The organism is Neorhizobium galegae (assembly GCF_017877055.1).
Lineage (GTDB): Bacteria > Pseudomonadota > Alphaproteobacteria > Rhizobiales > Rhizobiaceae > Neorhizobium > Neorhizobium galegae_D.
This window is the reverse complement of record NZ_JAGIPG010000002.1, coordinates 44,357-64,066: the sequence shown is the minus strand read 5'-3', so window position 1 is coordinate 64,066 and position 19,710 is coordinate 44,357. Positions and strand designations below refer to the sequence as shown.

The following is a 19,710-nucleotide window of genomic DNA, read 5'->3' as shown; positions in this document are numbered from 1 at the left end:
TCAACGCTCCCGGCAAACGGCTCAGTACTGACGTTATTCCCGGATCAATCTTCCGGATCGAGGATGCAGCACTGTTCCGGCAACGGGGTAAGGACCGCCTGGGCGCCGGCATCCAACGGTTCGGAAAGCGGGCCGTTGGCGGTGATTTCGCCCGCGGCCGTCTTGCATTTGTACTGATAGGCGCGGCCGAGATAGGTGCGCGTTCCCAGCATTGCCGGGATGCCTTCTCCCTCACGGCGGACCGCAAGCCCGTCGGCGCGGCAGGCCAGGATGAAATCGTCCTTGATCGGACCGAACAGATCCTGGGAAAGATGAAGCCGCGTGCCGCCCGCGGCTTGCGCCGTGACAGTCGCCGCCTGACGCTCGACGACCTTCATGGGGATCAGGTTCTCGAAACCCACGAAACGGGCGACGAAGGCGCTGGCCGGCTTCTGGTAGAGCACTTCGGGCGTGTCGAGCTGCAGGATGCGGCCGGCATTCATGATCGCGACGCGGTCTGAGATCGAAAACGCTTCTTCCTGATCGTGAGTGACGTAGAGCGAGGTCGTGCCGTTGGCGCGCTGGAGCTGACGGATCTCGACGCGCATGTCGATCCTGAGCTTGGCATCGAGGTTGGAGAGCGGCTCGTCGAACATCAGGAGCGGCGGCTCGATGACAAGCGCACGGGCGAGCGCGACGCGCTGTTTCTGGCCACCGGACAGGGCGGCGGGAAGGCGGTCGGCGAGCGGCGCAAGCCCGACCCGTTCCAGCATCGCCATCGCCCGTTTGGTCCGATCCGGCTTGGCAAGGCCGCGCTGCTTGAGGCCGAATGCGACGTTGTCGAGCACGGTCAGGTGCGGGAAAAGCGCGTAGTTCTGGAAAACGAGGCCGATATCGCGGGCATGGGCGGGCAGCGTCGTCAGGTCGCGGTCGCCGAGCCGGATCCGGCCGCCGGTCGGCTGCAGGAACCCCGCCACAAGGCGCAGTGTCGTGGTCTTGCCGCAGCCGCTCGAACCGAGCAGGGACACGAGTTCGCCGGCGGCAACGGAAATCGACAGGTCCTTCAGAACCTGGGTGGTTCCGTAATGAGCGGAGAGGTTTTCGATGGTGAGGGATACGGTCAAGGGAACCTACTTGGTCAAAAATGTAAGGCCGAGCGTCGCTTCGACGATCGCCATGACGCCGACGGTCACCAGCATCAGAAGCACGGAAACGGAAGCGATGGTCGGGTCGAAGAACTGCTCCATATGCGCAAGGATCTGGATCGGCAGCGTCGAAATGCCGGGACCGGTCAGGAAGACCGAGACCGATACGTCGTTGATGGAGGTGATGAAGGCGAGGATGAAGGCAGCGATGACGCCGGCGCGGATGTTCGGCAGCACCACGGTCATGAAGGTTTTGAGCGGCGGACAACCGAGGCTCCGCGCGGCTTCCTCGATCGAGAAATCGAAGGACGCAAGGCTCGCGCCGACGACGCGCACCGAATAGGGCAGGATCAGCAGCGCATGGCCGACGACGAGGCTGATGAAGACCGGCAGGCCGAGACCTATCGTGATCGACTTCAGGAGTGCGAAGCCGAAAACGATTTCCGGCACCAGGATCGGCAGCACGAACAGAGTCGAGAGCCAGCGCGGCAGCTCGACCCGGTAGCGGTTCAGCGCGTAGGCCGCCGGAATGCCGATCAGCAGCGACAGGCCGGTGCCGAGAAGCGCCACCTGCAGGCTGGTGATCGCAGTGCGGCGGAAGGCCTCCATCTGAAAGATGTTGGCAAACCAGCGCAACGTCAGCCCCTGCGGCGGGAAGGTCAAGAATGTCGTGTCGCTGACGGCCGAGCCGACGATGATCACCAGCGGCGCGAGCAGGAAGAAGAAGACGAGGATGGCGAAAGCGCCGAGCAGGGGATGAATACGCATCGCCATCAGACCGCCATCGGGTTGAGACGGCGTGCCATGCGGCTCATGATGAGCACGACGCCGATGGTTATGACCACCATGATCGCGGCGATCGTCGAGGCGCCGACCCAGTCGAAGGTCACCATGGCGCGCTGGTAGAGGAAGGTGCCCATCATCATCTGCTTTTCGCCGCCGAGAAGCTGCGGCGTCGCATAGGAGGTGAAGCTGCCGGTGAAAACCAGCACCGCGCCGACGATGAGGCCGGGGGCTGCAAGCGGCAGGATGACCTGCAGGAAGGTCGGGATCGGTCGGGCGCCGAGCGAGGCTGCCGCTTCGATAAGGTCACGCGGGATTCCCTCCAGCACGCCGACCAAGGTCAGGATCATCAGCGGCACGAACAGATAGACCATCGCGACGATGACGGAGCCTTGCGTGTACAGCATCGACAGGGGCTCGCCGATCAGCCCGACCGACATCAGGACATTGTTGATGATACCGTTCTTGCCGAGGATGATCAGCCAGGCGAAGGAGCGGACAACGACGCCGGTCAGCAAAGGAAAGACCGCGGCGACGATCATGATGCTCTTCAGGCGTCCGGGCATCTGGGCGATGACGTAAGCGGTGATGAAGCCGACCACGAGCGCGATGCCCGTGGTGATCAGGGCGATCTGCAGGGTGCGGTAGAGAACCGCCATGCGGAAGCCGCTCTTGAAGAAAGCCGTATAGGTGGAAAACGGACCGCCCGCCTCGCCGAATGTGGTGGCGATCGTCAGCACGACGGGGATGACCAGAAGCAGGACGACGGCGATCGTCGCCGGCATCGTCAAACCCCATCTGGCAAGCTTGTTCATCGGAAACTTGTCTCTTTCGGGTGGCTCCCCCACATCCGCCTGCCGACACCTTCTCCCCACCGGGAAGAAGGTATATGCCGCGCCGGCTCCGTTCCTCCTCTCCCCAGCGGGAAGAGGGTCGCCGAGCAAAGCGGAGGCGGGGTGAGGGGGTGGCGGCAAAGCCGCCAGCTTTTCGCTACTTATCTTACTTGCCGAAAACCTCGTTCCAGCGGTCGATCCAGTCGGTCTTGGCGGCGTTCATCTTGGCGTAGTCGATACGGGTCAGGCTGGAAACCTGATCCGCGCCGTAGGTCCAGATCTTCGCCTGGTCGGGGGTGAGCTGGACCTTGGTGGAGATCGGCGCGTCGACGCCCTGCTCGGCTTCCTTCTGCTGCACGTCCTTGGACAGGATGAAGTTGATGAACTGGTGGGCCAGTTCGACATTCGTCGAACCCTTCGGGATGTTGACCGTGTTGAGCGTGGCGATATCGCCGTCCTTGAGTTTCGCCCAGGTCATGGTCTTGACCGCGGCCTGCATGGAGGCGAGCGTAAAATCCTGGCCGATCGCGACGCGCACTTCGCCGGTCGAGATCAGGTTCACCAGTTCGGAACCGGTATTGTAGTTCTTGACGACGTTCGGCTTCAGGGCTTCGACGGCTTCGAACGCCTTGTCGGTGCCGGTATAGGGATCAACGCCGGCATGTTTGCCAGCCTGCACCACGACCATTGGGCCGGCCGTGGTGGTGATGCCCGGAAGCGAAACCGAGCCCTTCAGGTCCGGACGCCACAGGTCGTTCCAGGAGGTGATCGGAGGGTTGACCTTGGCCGAGTCATAAACGAGGCCGATGCGGCCGATCGTGTAGGCCGGGCCATATTTGCCCTGCGGCGCGCGGCCGAGTTCGTAGATTTCGGAGAGGTTCGGGATCTTGGCCGGATCGACCGGCTGGAACAGGCCCTGCTCGATGCCGAGCTGCGAGAAGCTGTCCGTCAGATAGATGACGTCGACGCCCTTGCCGTCGCGCAGCTTGAGCTTGTTGAGGCGGTCGGCATTGTTGCCGGTCTCGAAAACGATGTCGCAGCCGCAGATCTTCTTGAACGGATCGATGATGTTGGTGGTCATCTTCTCGCCGTTATAGCCCCACCAGGAAATGGTGAGCGTCTTCGACTGGGCGCTTGCCGTTGCTGCGCCGCCGAGCGTCGCCAGGAGAGCAAGGGTTGCCAATTGGGTGAAACGAGTGGCCTTCATGAGGCGTGTCCTTTTTTCGAAAGCGGCGTTGATGCTCCCCTGGGCACCCCCGGGAATTAAGGGCGATACTATTTTTTGAACGGCCGGGCCGCAAGCCCAATTATTAGGCATTGACGCCCAAAAGGCGAATTTCTTTAGGCTTGAAATATATCCTACTACAGGTTGATTCTGCGACACGGCGGGCGCCGAATGCACGGCTAGCGATGGTTTACACGCCCAGGCATCGTCTTTAGGGTCCGGCGATCAGAACCCCACAGGCATGCTCCCGATGACAATTTCCACCCCCCTCCCCGACGATTTGCTGATTAACGCAGCCGACGAGGTCCGCATCCGCCAGGACCTGGTGCTGACGGCGCTCGGCAACCGGCCTGCGGACCGGCTGCTGAGGGTTGGCAGATTGCTCGATGTCCACAGCAGGACATGGCTGGACGACCAGGAGATCGTCATCAAGGGTCGGCGGATCGCCTATGTCGGGCCGGCCGGCAGCTTTTCGGGCGAAGTGGCCGAACGCAGTCATGAGCCACACCTCTTTGCTGTTCCGGGCTTCGGCGAAGCGCACAAGCATATCGAAAGCTCGCATCTGACGCCGGAATGGGAAGCGGCGCTCGTGATGCCGCATGGCGTTACCTGGACCTGCGAGGCGAGCCACGAATTTTCCAACGTCAACGGCGCCCGCAACCTGGAATTCTGGCTGGAAGCCCGCCGCCGCGGCTCGCCGATGAAGATCTTTCCGCTGCCGGGCTCGGCCGTGCCACCGACGGCCTATGAATGGGGCGGCGGCTATTTCGGTCATGACGAGCAGAAGCAGTTCATGAGCGAAAGCCTGATGGTCGCGGGCCTCGACGAGGTGATGGACTGGCCGTCGATCTCCGATCCGAACAACCCGTCCTACGACCGGCTCTGGGGCATGATCGGCGCGACCTTCGAACAGCGCGGCGTCGTCGAGGGCCACGGCGCGGGCCTGCGCGACCTCCCGTCGATCAATGCGTTCGCCGCCGCCGGCCTTGCCTCCGATCACGAAGGGTGGTTCCTGGAGGAGATCTGGCAGAAGCTGCAGCACGGGCTGTTCATCGAGCTTCGGCCGCATTCGCTGCCGGAGGTCATCCGGGGTCTCATCGAAAAGAACCTCGCCGACTGGTCGCAGGTGGCTTTCGTCACAGACGACCGCAGCGCCTCCGATACGCTGAAGATGGGCGCGACCGATTACAACGTGCGCCTCGCGATCGAGAACGGACTTCCGCCGGAAATCGCCATTCAGTGCGTGACGCTCAACCCGGCGCGGCATATGCGGCTGACGCCCTGGGTGGGCTCGATCGCGCCCGGTCGTTTTGCGGATATCGTGCTGCTGGATGAAGTCGAAAAGCTGTCGATCGCCAAGGTCTGGGCGGATGGTGCGCCGGTCTCCGAGGGCAAGACGTTCACCGGCGCGCGCCCGCAAATCGACTGGCCGGAATGGGCGACGAAGACGGTGAAGATCGACCGGCAGGTCACCGCCGCCGACTTTCGCATCGCAGCACCGGCGGATCGTGAAACGGCAAGTGCCGCGCTGCTGCGGCCCTTCCACTGGTCGGACGAATTCATCACCATGGAACTGCCGGTGGCGGACGGCGCCGTCCAGCGCGATCATAACCGCAACGTCACGAAATTCTCGATCGTCGACCGGTTCTCCGGCGAGGCCAAGGTGTCGAAGATGTTCTGGCTCGGCACCGGGCCGCGTACGCCGGATACGGCGCTCGGCTCGACGCTCGGGCACGACAAGCATAATATCTGGGTGGTCGGTTCCTCGGACGAGGCGATGGCGATGGTCGCCAATGCGCTCGCCGAACAGCAGGGCGGCTGGGTTCTGGTCTCCGGCGGCAAGGTGATCGCCCGCGTTCATTACGAGGTCGGCGGGCTGATGACGGCGCGCTCGGCGGAAGATCTCGATGCGGAAATGCAGGCGCTCTACAAGGCGGGCGAGACGATCGACTGGATGTACGAACCGACGTTTTCGCCGCGCTGGTGGCCGGGTTTTCCGGAGCGGCTGTCGTTTGCGACGCTGACCTGCTCGCCCTGGCGCTGGGTGCTGGTTGCGCCGTCGGAACGGGCGCCGGAAGGGTTCGTCAATGTGCTGACCGGCGAGACGCATCCGGTCGTCTGGTGAACGGCCCTCGCATCAGCGTGACTTGAAGCACCGGTCGCGATTTGTCACAAAGCCGGAACCGGTCCCGGCGCACCCTACCCTCCTCTTGAGCGCCGACGATCGCGCAAAGGAACCCGTCATGGCCCAGCCCGCTCTCTTCACTCCGCTCCGTGTCCGCAATCTGGATCTCTCGAACCGCATCGTCATCGCGCCCATGTGCCAATATTCGGCCGAGAACGGCTGCATGACCGATTGGCACCTCATCCATCTCGGCCAGCTCGCGCTTTCCGGCGCAGCGCTTCTGACGATCGAGGCGACCGGGGTCACCCCGGAAGGCCGCATCACCTATGCGGATGTCGGGCTTTATGACGATGCGACCGAGGCGGCGATGGCCCGCACGCTCGACAGCATCCGCAAATGGTCGGACATGCCGATCTCGGTGCAGCTCGCCCATGCCGGCCGCAAGGCCTCGACCGACAAGCCCTGGCTCGGCGGCAGCCAGATCGCCCCGGATCATCCGAACGGCTGGCAGACCGAGTCGGCATCGGCGATCCCCTTCAATCCGAAATACGTGGCCCCCGTCACGCTCGACAAGAATGGGCTGAAGCGCGTGCGAGATGCGTTTGCGGCTTCCGCCGTGCGGGCGGCCAGGATCGGGCTCGACGCGATCCAGATCCATGCGGCGCACGGTTATCTGCTGCACCAGTTCATGTCGCCGCTCTCCAACCAGCGGACCGACGAATATGGCGGGTCTCTGGAAAACCGTCTGCGCTTTCCGATGGAAGTCTTCGATACCGTTCGCCAGGCCTTCCCGTCCGACAAGGCGGTGACGGTACGCGTTTCGGCAACCGACTGGGTAGATGGTGGCCTCGACGTCGACCAGACCATCGCCTTTGCCCAGATGCTGGACGAGAAGGGCTGCGATGCGATCCACGTCTCGAGCGGGGGGCTGCATATCGAACAGAAGATCCCGCTCGGCCCGAGCTATCAGGTGCCCTTGGCGCGCGCCGTCAAGGCTGCGGTAAAGATGCCGGTCGTGGCGGTCGGCCTGATCACCGAACCGACGCAGGCGGAAGCGATCGTTTCGACCGGCGATGCGGATATCGTGGCGATTGCCCGCGCGGTTCTCTACAATCCGCGCTGGCCCTGGCATGCGGCAGCGGAACTCGGCGCCCAGGTGAAGCCGGCACCGCAATATCTCCGCTGCCAGCCGTCGCAGTTCAGGAACCTGTTCACGGCCTGATAGGCTCAGGCCTCTTCGTAAACCGCGTCGGCCGGCAACGCCAGCAGCCGGTCGGCCATTTCCTGCTTCAGCCAGACCAGGCGTTCCTCTTCGGCCGGCGTCCGGTCCGGTTTGCGGCTGACGGTAATGAACTCGTCGCGGACATGGCCTTCCTTGAGCTGCAAGGTCACGGTCTTACCGCGATAGCTGAGCTCGAAGACGTAGCGTTCGAGAATATTGCCGCGCTCCGGCTTTTCGAGCCCTTGATCGACCGTATAGCGGCCTTCGGTCAGGCCGCGCGTCACCATTTCGAAGGCGTCGCGGCCGCCGGGACCGCGGAACGCGGTGCGGATGACGATCTCGCGGCGCTCCGGCGGGCCGTCGGGGCTCAGGAGCGGCATGGCCCGCTGCATCACCTTGAAGGCATGGGCGACGCCGCCCGGAAAACCGAAGCCGTGAAAATGCATCAGGTCGGCATAGGTGTAGGAGAGCGGCTTGCCGTCTTCGAGAACGTCGATCGTGTCGGTCATTTTATCTGTGCTCCGTCCAGCTCTTGGCGCATCCAGGGCAGAAAACCATCCAGGAAACGCGTCGTCGCGGGCATGAAGTGGGATCCGTGATGAAAGCACGGGTCGAGGCTGGTGATGATCATGCGGCCGGGCGTCGTCACCTCGTCCACATAGAGAATGGGTTTTCCCTCGCCGTTGACGGCGAGCACGTCCGCACCTTCCGGCGGATCGAACCAGCCGTGCAGGTGCCAGGTGAGATCGTCCTGCCCGAGATGGCGGAACAGCGAATGGTCGGGAGAGGCGATGCGGACGCCGAGATCGGCACCGGGCGTCAGCCACCACCACCAGTTCGTCAGCTGCGGCGCGAAGGTTATGCCCGGAAGGATGACGTCCCAGTTCGTCTCGCCGGTAGCGACGATCGTGCCGCCCTGGTCGAGATAGGCGCGCAGCTGCACGGCATGCGGCGCCAGGCGATCGGCCGGCGTGCGGCAGGGAATGAAGACGACGGCGTGCTCGACAAGATCCACGGAGGCCAGGTCTTCCGGCCGCACGAGCACGTCGAAATGATGGGCATAACGCGGCGCTTCGAGTGTCTCGATATGGTAATAGGCGCCGGGATGGATCGCGAGAATGCTCATCAGTTCAGCTCTCCGGCAAGCCAGGCGACGGCGCGGCTCGCCAGCTGCTTCTTGATTTCGGGATCGTCGCCACAACCCCAGAATTCGTTACCGGCATGGCTGAGAAACTCACCGCCCTGCGGCCGGGCCCAGACCCAGTCGATCGGGATTTGTGTCGGGCCGAGCGCATTGATGACAACGGCGCCTTCGGGCGGCGGGTTGTGGCCGCGGCCGTAGAAGCCGGCGACGCCATGGTTGGTTTCCAGCATCTTCTGGTCGATCCCCGCGAAGATCGGGTGCTCGGAAAGCCGGGTCTGCACGAAGTCCACCCGCTTCGGGTTCTCGATCGGCCGGTAGATGCCGAGCTCGGCCAATATCGGGCGCAGGATATGGCCGTGATAGATCCACCGGCCGCCGCGATCGAGAAAAGCGGTGGCATCGGCCGCGAAACGCTGGAAGCCGACTTGGTCGAGATGGGTGGTGGTGATCAGCCCTCGGGCCGTCGCGAAATCGTCGCCGCTCAGTTCCATCTCGCGCACGATCCTCATGAGACCGGAGGCGATGGCATCGCCGAACAGCGGCACGGTCATCGAGTACGGCTCCTGGTAGTGCGACTGGATCATCAGGATGGTCATGCGGCACGAATTCCTGCAAAGGCGGGCAGAACTGCCCGATGGGCTTCGCCGGACGGGCCGGCGAGTTCGACGACGCGCATCGGCACGCCATAGAGGCTTTCCAGATGTTCCGGCGTGATCGTCTCGGCGACCGGGCCGAAGAGCGGGGGCTGGCCGCCCGGCATCATCAGCAGCGCATCGTCGGCGGAGGACAGCGCGTGGTTCGGATCGTGGGTGGTGAAGACGATCGCCTTGTCGCGCGGCTGGCGCAGCGTATTGAGCAGGGTCAGCAGCCGTTCCTGATTGTGCAGATCGAGAGCGGCTGCCGGTTCGTCGAGCACCAGCACCTGCGAGCCTGTGGCAATCGCGCGGGCAAGCAGCACGAGCTGGCGTTCGCCGCCGGAAAGGCGGTCGAAATAGTGATCGGCGAAACGCGCGGCACCGGCCCGTTCCAGCGCCGAACGGGCGACCCTGAAATCCTCCGGTCCCGGCTGGCCGAAAATGCCGAGATGCGCGGCGCGGCCCATGACCACCACGTCAAGCGCGCGGTAACGCTGGTTGCTGGTACCGGTCTGCGGCACATAACCGACGATATCGGGCGCGACCCTGCGGCCGGCATCGAGCTGCTGGAAACCGAGCATCGCCTTCAGCGTCGTCGTCTTGCCGCGCCCGTTCGGGCCGAGGATGGCGAGCGTTCGGCCGACCGGAACCGAGAAGCTTAAGGCTTCGATGATGATGCGCGATCCGAAACGGACGGTGGCGTCTTCGAGGCCAATCATGAGCCGTTCCTCTCGCGATAGTGATTGCGCAGGAGCATCGCGAAAATCGGCGCGCCGACCAGGGCGGTGATCACGCCGAGCGGGATTTCGGCGGCGGTCGCGGTGCGGGCGAGCGTATCGATGATCACCATGAAGCCGGCGCCGAGTACGACGGAGGCGGGCAGCAGCGCGCGGTGGTCGTGGCCGACCAGCAGGCGGGAGGCATGCGGAATGACGATGCCGATCCAGCCGATAATGCCGGAAACCGCCACCTGGCTGCCGACGATGACGGCGATCAGCCCGAAGACCAGCCAGCGCTCGCGGTTCGTCCTGGCGCCAAGGCTCTGGGCTTCCGCTTCGTCCAGCGACAGGATGTTGAGCCGGAAGCGCAGCATCCAGAGAAGCACGCCGCCGATGATGAGGCCGGGTGCGGCGATCAGCGTGCGTTCCCAGGTCGCGGTCGCGAAGGATCCCATCAGCCAGTAGACGATGGCCGGAAGCGAGGTGTTCGGGTCGGCGACGAACTGCAGCAGCGAGACGACGGCGGAGAACATCGAGCTGACCACGAGGCCCGAAAGGATCACCGTGATCGTTTCGCTGCGGCCGTTGATGCGCGAAATCAGGCCGACCAAGATGACGGCCGCCATGCCGGAAATGAAGACCATGGCGATCAGCGGGAAACCCCAGATGCCGAGCATGATGCCGAGCGCGCCGCCGAAGGCCGCTCCCTGCGAGATGCCGAGGATATCCGGCGAGACGAGGGGATTACGGAAAACACCCTGCAGAGCCGCCCCCGACAGAGCGAGCCCGGCGCCGGCGAGCGCTGCCAGCACGACGCGCGGCGCCCTCACCAGAAGAACGATGCGTTCCTCGATTGTGGTGAGTTCCCGCCACGGATCGGTCGCGCCCAGCCAGATCAGTTCCAGCGCCCGGATGGCCGGAACCGAGAAGCGGCCGACGCAGAGACTGACCACGAAGGCGACCGCGAACAGCACCAGCAACCCGGAGAATACCAGCGTCTGCCGGGCCAGATGCGATCGGCGGACTATCGGAGCCGCCTCGGCTTCAGTCAGCGCCGCCATGACCTACTTCGCCTTGAACTGAGCGTAGTTGGCCGAGCCACCCTGTTCCTTGATCCACAGGATGCCGTCGATGTCGGCATCGGTGATGTCGTAGTTGTAGAGCGTCTTGTAGGCGGTCTTCATCTCGGCGCGCAGATCGTATTTGAAGACGTCCGGCTGGGTCAGATTGGCCGTCCACATCCACGCGAGCGGCGATTCCTGGTTCGGCGGATCCCAGCGATAACCGCCGAGCGGCATCTTGTAGACGCGCTTGTTCCTTGCCGCCTTGGTCAGCGACAGGATCGGGTCGTTGTAGACCCAATCGACGTTGAGCCTGGCTTCGAAGGCGTTGAGGAAGATGATTTCCGGATCCCACTGAGCGATCTGCTCCTTGTTGATGGTCACCGTGCCGTTGAGTTCGGCCGAGGCGTTCCTGCCGCCGACGAGCTCCATGTACCAGGCGTTATAGCTGCCCTTGGTTCCCGTCGTGGCAATCTCCGTCAGAGCGCGGGCTATATAGAGCGTGGTCGGCTTCTTTTCCTGCGGGATCGTCTTGGCCTTGGCCTCGATGTCCTTCTGCACCCGGTCGCGCCACTCGACCAGTTCCTTGATGCGCTCCGGCTTGCCGATCGCCCTCGAGGTCATCGTCATGTAGTCGCGGGTCAGCTGCTCGGTTCCGTAGAGGATCAGCATGGCGTTGAGGCCGGCATTAGTGATCGGCGCGACGATATCGTTGCCGCGGCCACCCCACTGGATGACGAGATCGGGATTGGTCGCCGTCAGCGCCTCGATGTTCGGCACGAAATTCGGAGCAGTCACATCGGACGGGATGTCCTTGGTTTCCGGGAAGATCTTGCTGAGGATGCCCTCGAGCACTGCGCTCTTGGCGGTCGGGTTCATGCCGACGAGCTTCTTCGTCCCGCCGTCAAGCGCGATCACCGTGGAGGCCATCGGAATGACGATCGAGACGATGCGCTCGGCGGATTTCGGGAGTTTCACCTCGCGGTTTTCCTGGTCCTTGAAAACAATTTCCTCAGCCGCAGCGCCATGCGCCAGCAAGCCGGAAAGTGCAGCGGCCAGAAGGCCGCGCGCGGCGAAACGAGTGAGCGAAACCATGATCTATCCCCTGCCGGTAACGTCGTCTGGGAACATTCCTAATGCGCGTGGTTATACTTGTCTACAAATCTCCACTTTTAGAAATCTTCCGCCCCACCTGATGCGGAGAGATGAATGCCATCGCCGTCGGCGGCTCAAATCGGGCCGATCGACGCATTCACGCTCGCAATGCGCCGGGCAGGTCGCTATGAAACGCAGGTGTCGATCGATTTCATCAAAGGATTTTCATGCCGACCATCTATCTCGCCGGCCCCGAAGTGTTTCTGCCCGATGCCCAGACCGTTATGGGCGAAAAGCGCCGGATTGCCCGCAGCTTCGGCTTCGAGCCAACCGGCCCGGGCAGCGACGAGAACCAGGCGCCGGTCGGCCGGCTGACGGCAGAGGCGATCTACCAGCGCAACGATAACGCAATGCGGCGCGCGGACATCTGCCTCGCCAATGTCACGCCGTTTCGCGGCATCAGCGCCGATCCCGGCACCGTCTACGAAATCGGCTTCATGATCGCGCTCGGCAAACGGGTCTGGGCTTATACCAACCATCCGGACGACTATGGCGCGCGGGTGCGCTCGATCTGGTATGCAGGGCTCGATATCGATGAAAGCAGCGGCCGTCCTCGCGGTCCCGACGGGCTGTCGATCGAGAACCACGGCAAATCCGACAATCTGATGATCGACGTCGGCATCGAAGCGGGCGGCGGCCGTGTCATCCGTGCTTCCGCGCTGCCGGCCGATCCCGAACGGGATCTCACCGCCTATACCGAAGCGTTGCGGCACTTGCGCGGTTAAGCATGTCGCGCGAAAGTGCGGAGCGGTTTTGCGATAACGGCATGCTTCAAAACAAAGGTCTAAAGCATGTCGAGCGAATCCAAAGGATCGCCACATGCTTTAGGTCAGCGACAGGGCGTCCTTGAGGCCGAGACCCTGTTTCACCTGCAGATCGAGATCGGCTTCGATATGGTCGATGTGATGGATCATCAGTTTGGCGGCGCGCGCGCCGTCGCCCTTTTCCAGAGCGTCGAGCACGGCGGTATGTTCGGAATGCCCGCAGCTCGATACGCCGGAGCTGCCATAAAGCGCGATCACCAGCGAGGACCGGGCGACCAGCTCGTCCATGAAGCGCTGCAGGATGACGTTGCCGGCAACCGATGCCAGCATGAGATGGAAATCGCCGGAAGCCTTGATCTCGGCACGGCGCGCGGCCGGGCCGCGCTCGTTCAGATAACGCTCCTCCTCGTCGAGCTGGCGACGGAACTGGGCGATATCCTCGGGCGTGATGCGCTCGACCGCGGCCGCGACGATGCCGGGCTCGATCAGCCGGCGGGAGGCAAAAATCTGGCGTGCTTCTTCCGGCGACGGATTGGAGACGAAGGCGCCGCGATTGCGTTCCGTTTTCACCAGGCCTTCGAAGGCAAGCATCTGCAATGCGGCGCGTGCGACCGTGCGGCTGACATCGAAGAGCGAACCGACTTCGCTTTCGGACAGTTTCGTGCCGGGTGCGAGACGCCGGTCGATGATCGCATTGCGCAAGGATTCCCGGATCGCCATGGAGCGATCTTCCTGGGAGCGGTCCTCTGGCGCGGTATCCGTAAAATTGATTTTTTCGCTGATATTCATCACTGCGGTCCAATGTACGGCCTTTGTAACCCGAGTGTCTACTGGATGCCAAGCAACTTGTTTTTGATCCAACACCAAGATTGCATACGATTTGCCCAACGGATCGAAAACGATCGCCTGATTTTTGCGCACCGGCAAAACCTGACCAATGACCCTTTCAGATAAACTCAAGTCTTTCTAGACGTTTAATCGAGTTGGCATGGGGGATGCATAACAATATCAGACGCAAGGGAGCGCCTGATGAGCAAAGCCGCCGAAATCGACATCGCTTCAGTCTCAAAGATCTACGGAACAACCACGGCCGTTCACGCGATCAGCCTGAAGATTCCGGCCGGAACCTATTGCTGCCTGCTCGGCCCGTCCGGCTGCGGCAAGACTTCGACGCTTCGGATGATCGCCGGCCACGAAAGCATTTCCTCGGGCGACGTGCGGCTCGGCAACACCGTCGTCACCGACCTGCCGCCGGCCAAGCGCGGCACGGCGATGATGTTCCAGTCCTATGCCCTCTTTCCGCATCTCGACCTCGTCGACAACGTCGCCTTCAGCCTGAAAATGAAAGGCGTCGACAAGGACGAGCGGCGCGCCAAGGCAATGGACATGCTGCGGCTGATGCAGCTCGAAGCCTATGCGACCCGCCGTCCGGCCCAGCTTTCCGGCGGCCAGCAGCAGCGCGTGGCGCTGGCCCGCGCGCTGATCACCGATCCGGAAGCGCTGCTTCTCGACGAACCGCTCTCGGCGCTCGACCCGTTCCTGAAGATCCGCATGCGCGCGGAACTGAAGAAGTTGCAGACTTCGCTCGGCATCACCTTCGTGCATGTGACGCACAGCCAGGAGGAGGCGATGGCGCTTGCCGACCTGATCGTGGTGATGAACGACGGACGGATCGAACAGGCCGCCCATCCGCGCGTGGTATTTGAAAAACCCGCCACCGCCTTCGTCGCCAGGTTCATGGGCGATCATAACGTCATTTCCGGCCGGGTGACGCAGAGTTCCGGCGACAAGCTGATGTTGTCGGTGCCTGCAGGCGGCGATTTCCTCGCCACCGATGACGGCGCCGCGGGACTGACCGATACCGCCGACATCGCCATCCGCACGGACCATGTGCGCATCGGCCCGCCTTCGGAGAAGGGCCTCGGGTTCACCGGCTCCGTCTCGAATGTCGAGTATCGCGGGTCCTCGGTAAAACTCTCGGTCAATGGCGCCGGTATCGAGGATTTCACAGCGATCCTGACCGACGCCGAATTTTTCGCCAATCCGGTCAAGGTCGGAGAAGCGATCCCTCTTTCCTGGGGCCGCGAGGACGCGATCGTCCTCGGCCGCCTCAAGAACTGATGCCATCAAGAACTCAACCAGAGGAGAACAAGGCAATGACCGAGACCAAAAAGACGACCAAGGGAATTTCACGTCGCACGCTTCTGAAGACGGCTTCCGCCGCAGCCGGTCTTGCCGCCGGATCCGGCGCCATCACCGGCTTCCCCACCATCTGGGCCCAGAACCCGATCACGCTGCGCCAGTTCGGTACCGGCGTTTCGAACCTCAATGCGATCGCCGAGAAGTGCAAGGCCGACCTCGGCATCACGCTCGAAATGACCGCGACGGACTCGGATGCCGCCGCACAGCGCGCCGTCACCCAGCCGAACTCCTACGATATCGCCGATATCGAATACTGGATTCTGAAGAAGGTCTATCCGGCCGGCGTCATCCAGCCGATGGATACGACCAAGCTGAAGTACTACGACAAGATCGTGCCGCTGTTCAAAAACGGCAAGCTGAAGCCCGATAGCGTGATCGCGCAGGGCACCGCGCCGCACACGGTCGGTTATGTCGCAAAGCCCGGCGACAAGACCTTCGCCAAGGAAGAAACCAAGTGGTTCACGATGGTTCCGACCATCTACAACGCCGACACGCTCGGCATCCGACCGGACCTCGTCGGCCGCGAAATCTCGACCTGGGCCGACATCATGGACCCGAAGTTCAAGGGCAAGGCCTCCATCCTCAACATCCCGTCGATCGGCATCATGGATGCCGCGATGATCATGGAAGCCATGGGCAACATCAAGTATGCCGACAAGGGCAACATGACCAAGGCGGAAATCGACAAGACGATCGACTTCCTGATCAAGGCCAAGCAGGGTGGCCAGTTCCGCGCCTTCTGGAAGTCGTTCGACGAGAGCGTCAACCTGATGGCATCGGGCGAAGTCGTCATCCAGTCCATGTGGTCGCCGGCCGTCGCGGCCGTCCGCTCCAAGGGCATCGCCTGCAAATACCAGCCGCTCAAGGAAGGTTACCGCTCCTGGGGCGGCGGTCTGGGTCTTGCTGCGCATCTCTCCGGCGCCAAGCTCGACGCTGCCTATGAATATATCAACTGGTACACGTCCGGCTGGGTCGGCGCCTATCTCAATCGCCAGGGCTACTATTCGGCCGCCATGGAGACCGCCAAGGCCCACATGTCCGCCGACGAATGGGGCTACTGGATCGAAGGCAAGCCGGCCAAGGGCGATATCGTCGCTCCGGACGGCAAGGTCATGGAAAAGGCCGGCGCCGTGCGCGACGGCGGCTCCTTCGAGGAACGCATGGGCCATGTCGCCTGCTGGAACTCGGTGATGGACGAGGACCGTTACATGGTCCGCCGCTGGAACGAGTTCATCGCTGCTTGATCAGGTAGCGGTTGCGGCTGAGTGGCTGCCACGAGTCTCCTTCTCCCCGTCCCGACGGGGAGAAGGTCCCCCGGCGGATGAAGGGCAAACCCAGGGAGACATCAAGACATGGCGACGATCGCATCATCCGAGTCCGAAACGGCAAAGGCCGAGAACGCAAAGCCCAAGAGCTTCCGTCTGTCGCCGGCGCTGATCTCCTATCTTCAGGCGACGCCGTTGGCGCTGATCCTCGGCGCCTTCCTGCTGCTGCCGATTCTGATGATATCAGTCGTCAGCCTCTGGGATTACGACTTCGCCCAGATGTATCCGGATTTCCTGTCGATGAATTATGCCGAGACGCTCGGTTCGTGGGTGACCTGGAAGACCTATCTGAATACCCTGAAATTTGCCTTCCTGGTCTGGGCGATCACGCTGTTCGTCGGTTTCTGGGTCGCCTATTTTCTCGCCTTCCACATTCGCACCACGGCCATGCAGATGGTGCTCTTCCTCGTCTGCACGGTGCCGTTCCTGACATCGAACATCATCCGCATGATCTCGTGGATCCCGGTGCTGGGACGTAACGGCCTTGTCAACACGACCCTGATCAATGCGGGGATCATCCCAGAACCAATCGAATGGCTGCTCTATTCGGATTTTGCCGTCGTGCTTGCCATGGTGCACCTCTACACGCTGTTCATGGTGACGCCGATCTTCAACACGCTGATGCGCATCGACAAATCGCTGGTCGAAGCCGCGCGCGACGCCGGTGCCACGAGCACACAGATCCTTACCAACGTCATCATTCCGCTTGCCAAGCCCGGCATGGCGATCGGCACCATCTTCGTTGTGACGCTTGTCATGGCAGATTTCTCGACCGTTCAGGTGATGTCCGGCGGCCAGAGCGCTTCGGTGGCTCTGATGATGAAGAACCAGATGTCGCTATTGCAATATCCGGCAGCCGCGGCCAACGCGGTCGTTCTGCTCGTTCTCGTTCTCCTGATGGTCGCGGGGATCCTCCGCATCGTCGATATCCGCAAAGAACTTTAGGAAAAGGAGAGCTTTGAGATGCACAGCGACAAACGTGGCCGCGAATTCTACCTTCTCGCCATCTTCTTCGCCATCTTCGTGCTGTTCCTTTACGGCCCGCTCTCGGCGATCCTCATCCTCTCCTTCCAGGGACCGAATGGCGGCCTGACCTTCCCGCTGAACGGCGTATCGCTGCGCTGGTTCGCCAACCTGTTCGAAACCCAGGCGGTCGGCGACTTCGGCGGTTCGTTCCGGCGTTCCGCCATGCTCGGCATCATGGTGATGATCGTCACCGTCGTCGTTTCGCTGCTGGCGGGCCTTGCCTTCCGCCGCCGCTTCATCGGCTCGACGGCACTGTTCTATCTCGCGGTGGCGAGCCTCGTCGTACCGTCGATCATCATCTCGCTCGGCATCGGCGTCGTATTCCAGCAGCTCGGTTTCCAGCCGTCCTGGTATACGTCCGCCTTCGGTGCGCACCTCACCTGGACGCTGCCCTTCGGCGTCCTGATCATGTTCGCCGTCTTCAACCGCTTTTCGCTGGCCTACGAGGAAGCCGCGCGCGATCTCGGCGCTTCGTCCTGGCAGACTTTTCGCCATGTCGTGCTGCCGATGATCGCGCCGAGCCTCATTGGCGTCGGCCTGTTCGGCTTTACGCTGTCCTATGACGAATTTGCCCGCACGCTGATGACCGCAGGCACGTTCAATACGCTGCCGCTCGAAATCTATGGAATGACGACCAATGTCACGACGCCGGTGCTCTACGCACTCGGCACGGTGACGACGGTGTTCTCCTTCCTCGTCATCGCCGGCACGCTCGGCCTGATCGTCCACCTCAATCGCCGTCGCCTGCGGTCGTGAACAGAATGCGCATCCTTGTCGTAAACCCGAATACCACCGCCAGCATGACGGAGACGATCGCCGACTCCGCCATGCGCGTCGCCAATCCGAATACCGAGATCGTTGCGGTCACCTCCTCCATGGGGCCGGTCTCGATCGAGGGCTATTATGACGAGGCCTTCGCAGTGCCCGGCCTGCTGGTCGAGATCGCCAGGGGCGAGAAGGCCGGTGCAGACGCGGCGATCATCGCCTGTTTCGACGATACGGGCCTCGACGCCGCGCGGGCACTGGCCAATATTCCCGTTGTCGGCATCTGCGAAGCGGCTCTGGCCACGACCGCCTTCATTGCCCAGCGCTTCACCATCGTCACCACCATGGAGCGCTCGCGCCTGCCGCTCGAACATCTCGTCCACCGGTACGGCATGGCCGGGCGATGCAAGGTACGGGCCGCCGATATTCCGGTTCTGTCGCTGGAAGATCCGAACTCCAATGCCCGCGATCGGTTGCGCAGTGAGATCGCCACGGCTTTGCGGGAGGACAAGGCGGAGGCAATCGTGCTCGGCTGCGCAGGCATGGCGGACCTCACGGCAGAGCTACGCCGCGAATTCGGCGTGCCTGTGGTCGATGGCGTCGCAGCGGCGCTGAAACACGCCGAGGCGCTGGTGACATTGGGCTTGTCGACGGCCAAACGAGGAGCTTATGCTTCTCCTGTCCGCAAACCCTATAAAGGCCTGCTCGAAGATTTCGAGCCCGGGAAACTCGCCACCAAATGAAAACTCACGCCACCATTCGCGCGCTCACCTCCTTCGAGGTCGGACAGCTCGTCGACTGGGCGCGGATCGAGGGCTGGAATCCCGGCCTTGCCGATGCGCCGGCTCTTCATGCCGCCGATCCTCAAGGTTTCATCGGCTGTTTCGTGAATGGGGAAATGGCGGCCGGCATATCCGCAGTCCGCTACGGTGCCGATTTCGGCTTTATCGGCCTTTACATCACCCATCCCGATTTTCGCGGCAAAGGTTTCGGCAGAAAGGTCTGGGAGGCCGGGATGGCGCATCTCGACGGCCGGACGATCGGCCTCGACGGCGTGCCTGAACAACAGGCGAATTATCGCAGCATGGGGTTCGAGACGGCCTATGAGACGTTTCGCTGGAGCGGCAGTCTCGCCGGAAGCCGCGATGCCGATGTGGCCGCAGTCACCGACGATTTCGTGCCTGCCATTCTTGGCTATGACCATGGTTTCTTCCCGGCGGAGCGAAACGCTTTCCTGGCCGGCTGGCTGAAACCGCCGCGCGCCGCCATGGTCATCGTCCGCGACGGCGATATCAGCGGCTATGCGGCCTGCCGCAAATGCCATGACGGGCACAAGATCGGCCCGCTGTTTGCCCAAACCGCCGACGATGCCCGAAAACTGCTGAACGCCTGTGCCGCCGAGATCGGCAACGAAATCATGCATATCGACGTGCCGGCCTCGCAGGCGGAATTTTCAGCCTATCTCCAGGCGCATCGTTTCGTGAAAGGCTTCACGACCGCGCGGATGTATCGCGGCCCGGCGCCGGCGGTGCGGATGCCGGGCGTGTTTGGAATTACCACCCTCGAACTCGGCTGACGGCGGCGTCCGGTGCGGGGACGCCG

The 19,710-nt window shown here is 62.7% G+C and carries 20 protein-coding genes; 9 read left to right on the top strand and 11 right to left on the bottom strand.

What is annotated here, in order from left to right:
- Positions 1 to 44 precede the first annotated feature (44 nt).
- From J2857_RS10555 to J2857_RS10540, 4 genes are all read right to left on the bottom strand, one after another.
- Entirely contained in the window at positions 45 to 1,103 is a 1,059-nt protein-coding gene (locus J2857_RS10555; protein WP_210010172.1) for an ABC transporter ATP-binding protein, read from the bottom strand.
- Between the two features lie 6 nt (positions 1,104 to 1,109).
- Positions 1,110 to 1,901 (bottom strand): ABC transporter permease, encoded by a 792-nt coding sequence (locus J2857_RS10550; RefSeq protein WP_210011634.1) that lies wholly within the window; start codon positions 1,899 to 1,901, stop codon positions 1,110 to 1,112.
- Complete coding sequence (locus J2857_RS10545; RefSeq protein WP_210010171.1) at positions 1,898 to 2,722, bottom strand: ABC transporter permease; 825 nt, start codon at positions 2,720 to 2,722, stop codon at positions 1,898 to 1,900. The genes J2857_RS10550 and J2857_RS10545 overlap by 4 nt, the downstream gene beginning before the upstream one ends.
- A 184-nt stretch (positions 2,723 to 2,906) precedes the next feature.
- Positions 2,907 to 3,947 carry an ABC transporter substrate-binding protein gene (locus J2857_RS10540; protein ID WP_210010170.1) on the bottom strand — a complete coding sequence of 347 codons (1,041 nt, stop codon included), beginning with the start codon at positions 3,945 to 3,947 and terminating at the stop codon, positions 2,907 to 2,909.
- Between the two features lie 268 nt (positions 3,948 to 4,215).
- On the opposite strand from J2857_RS10540, the gene J2857_RS10535 reads away from it, so the two are divergent.
- The gene (locus tag J2857_RS10535) at positions 4,216 to 6,090 is read left to right on the top strand and encodes an adenine deaminase (RefSeq protein ID WP_210010169.1); all 1,875 of its coding nucleotides are present in this window, start codon (positions 4,216 to 4,218) and stop codon (positions 6,088 to 6,090) included.
- A 118-nt stretch (positions 6,091 to 6,208) separates the two neighbouring features.
- Entirely contained in the window at positions 6,209 to 7,312 is a 1,104-nt protein-coding gene (locus J2857_RS10530; RefSeq protein ID WP_210010168.1) for an NADH:flavin oxidoreductase/NADH oxidase, read from the top strand.
- A 5-nt stretch (positions 7,313 to 7,317) separates the two neighbouring features.
- Here J2857_RS10530 and J2857_RS10525 read toward each other — a convergent pair whose 3' ends face one another.
- The 6 genes from J2857_RS10525 to J2857_RS10500 are packed head-to-tail and all read right to left on the bottom strand — an operon-like array spanning position 7,318 to position 11,966.
- Complete coding sequence (locus tag J2857_RS10525) at positions 7,318 to 7,821, bottom strand: hypothetical protein (RefSeq protein ID WP_210010167.1); 504 nt, start codon at positions 7,819 to 7,821, stop codon at positions 7,318 to 7,320.
- On the bottom strand, positions 7,818 to 8,438 hold the full coding sequence (locus J2857_RS10520) for a hypothetical protein (protein ID WP_210010166.1): 621 nt from the start codon (positions 8,436 to 8,438) through the stop codon (positions 7,818 to 7,820). Before J2857_RS10520 ends, J2857_RS10525 begins: the two co-directional genes overlap by 4 nt.
- Complete coding sequence (locus J2857_RS10515) at positions 8,438 to 9,052, bottom strand: hypothetical protein (RefSeq protein WP_210010165.1); 615 nt, start codon at positions 9,050 to 9,052, stop codon at positions 8,438 to 8,440. Before J2857_RS10515 ends, J2857_RS10520 begins: the two co-directional genes overlap by 1 nt.
- Positions 9,049 to 9,810: an ABC transporter ATP-binding protein gene (locus J2857_RS10510; RefSeq protein ID WP_210010164.1), complete on the bottom strand. Its 762-nt coding sequence runs from the start codon at positions 9,808 to 9,810 to the stop codon at positions 9,049 to 9,051. Before J2857_RS10510 ends, J2857_RS10515 begins: the two co-directional genes overlap by 4 nt.
- On the bottom strand, positions 9,807 to 10,871 hold the full coding sequence (locus J2857_RS10505; RefSeq protein WP_210010163.1) for a FecCD family ABC transporter permease: 1,065 nt from the start codon (positions 10,869 to 10,871) through the stop codon (positions 9,807 to 9,809). The genes J2857_RS10510 and J2857_RS10505 overlap by 4 nt, the downstream gene beginning before the upstream one ends.
- A 3-nt stretch (positions 10,872 to 10,874) precedes the next feature.
- Positions 10,875 to 11,966: an ABC transporter substrate-binding protein gene (locus tag J2857_RS10500; protein WP_210010162.1), complete on the bottom strand. Its 1,092-nt coding sequence runs from the start codon at positions 11,964 to 11,966 to the stop codon at positions 10,875 to 10,877.
- A gap of 227 nt (positions 11,967 to 12,193) precedes the next feature.
- On the opposite strand from J2857_RS10500, the gene J2857_RS10495 reads away from it, so the two are divergent.
- The gene (locus J2857_RS10495; RefSeq protein WP_210010161.1) at positions 12,194 to 12,751 is read left to right on the top strand and encodes a nucleoside 2-deoxyribosyltransferase; all 558 of its coding nucleotides are present in this window, start codon (positions 12,194 to 12,196) and stop codon (positions 12,749 to 12,751) included.
- Between the two features lie 99 nt (positions 12,752 to 12,850).
- Here J2857_RS10495 and J2857_RS10490 read toward each other — a convergent pair whose 3' ends face one another.
- Positions 12,851 to 13,579, bottom strand: a complete 729-nt coding sequence (locus tag J2857_RS10490) for a GntR family transcriptional regulator (RefSeq protein WP_210010160.1) — start codon at positions 13,577 to 13,579, stop codon at positions 12,851 to 12,853.
- A gap of 240 nt (positions 13,580 to 13,819) precedes the next feature.
- On the opposite strand from J2857_RS10490, the gene J2857_RS10485 reads away from it, so the two are divergent.
- From J2857_RS10485 to J2857_RS10460, 6 genes are all read left to right on the top strand, one after another.
- Complete coding sequence (locus J2857_RS10485; RefSeq protein WP_210010159.1) at positions 13,820 to 14,911, top strand: ABC transporter ATP-binding protein; 1,092 nt, start codon at positions 13,820 to 13,822, stop codon at positions 14,909 to 14,911.
- A 35-nt stretch (positions 14,912 to 14,946) separates the two neighbouring features.
- Positions 14,947 to 16,236 carry an ABC transporter substrate-binding protein gene (locus J2857_RS10480; protein ID WP_210010158.1) on the top strand — a complete coding sequence of 430 codons (1,290 nt, stop codon included), beginning with the start codon at positions 14,947 to 14,949 and terminating at the stop codon, positions 16,234 to 16,236.
- A 108-nt stretch (positions 16,237 to 16,344) separates the two neighbouring features.
- Positions 16,345 to 17,262 (top strand): ABC transporter permease, encoded by a 918-nt coding sequence (locus J2857_RS10475; protein WP_210010157.1) that lies wholly within the window; start codon positions 16,345 to 16,347, stop codon positions 17,260 to 17,262.
- 18 nt (positions 17,263 to 17,280) lie between these two features.
- Positions 17,281 to 18,099, top strand: a complete 819-nt coding sequence (locus tag J2857_RS10470) for an ABC transporter permease (RefSeq protein ID WP_210010156.1) — start codon at positions 17,281 to 17,283, stop codon at positions 18,097 to 18,099.
- A 5-nt stretch (positions 18,100 to 18,104) separates the two neighbouring features.
- On the top strand, positions 18,105 to 18,851 hold the full coding sequence (locus tag J2857_RS10465; RefSeq protein WP_210010155.1) for an aspartate/glutamate racemase family protein: 747 nt from the start codon (positions 18,105 to 18,107) through the stop codon (positions 18,849 to 18,851).
- Positions 18,848 to 19,684 (top strand): GNAT family N-acetyltransferase, encoded by an 837-nt coding sequence (locus J2857_RS10460; protein ID WP_210010154.1) that lies wholly within the window; start codon positions 18,848 to 18,850, stop codon positions 19,682 to 19,684. Before J2857_RS10465 ends, J2857_RS10460 begins: the two co-directional genes overlap by 4 nt.
- The last annotated feature ends 26 nt before the right edge of the window (positions 19,685 to 19,710 follow it).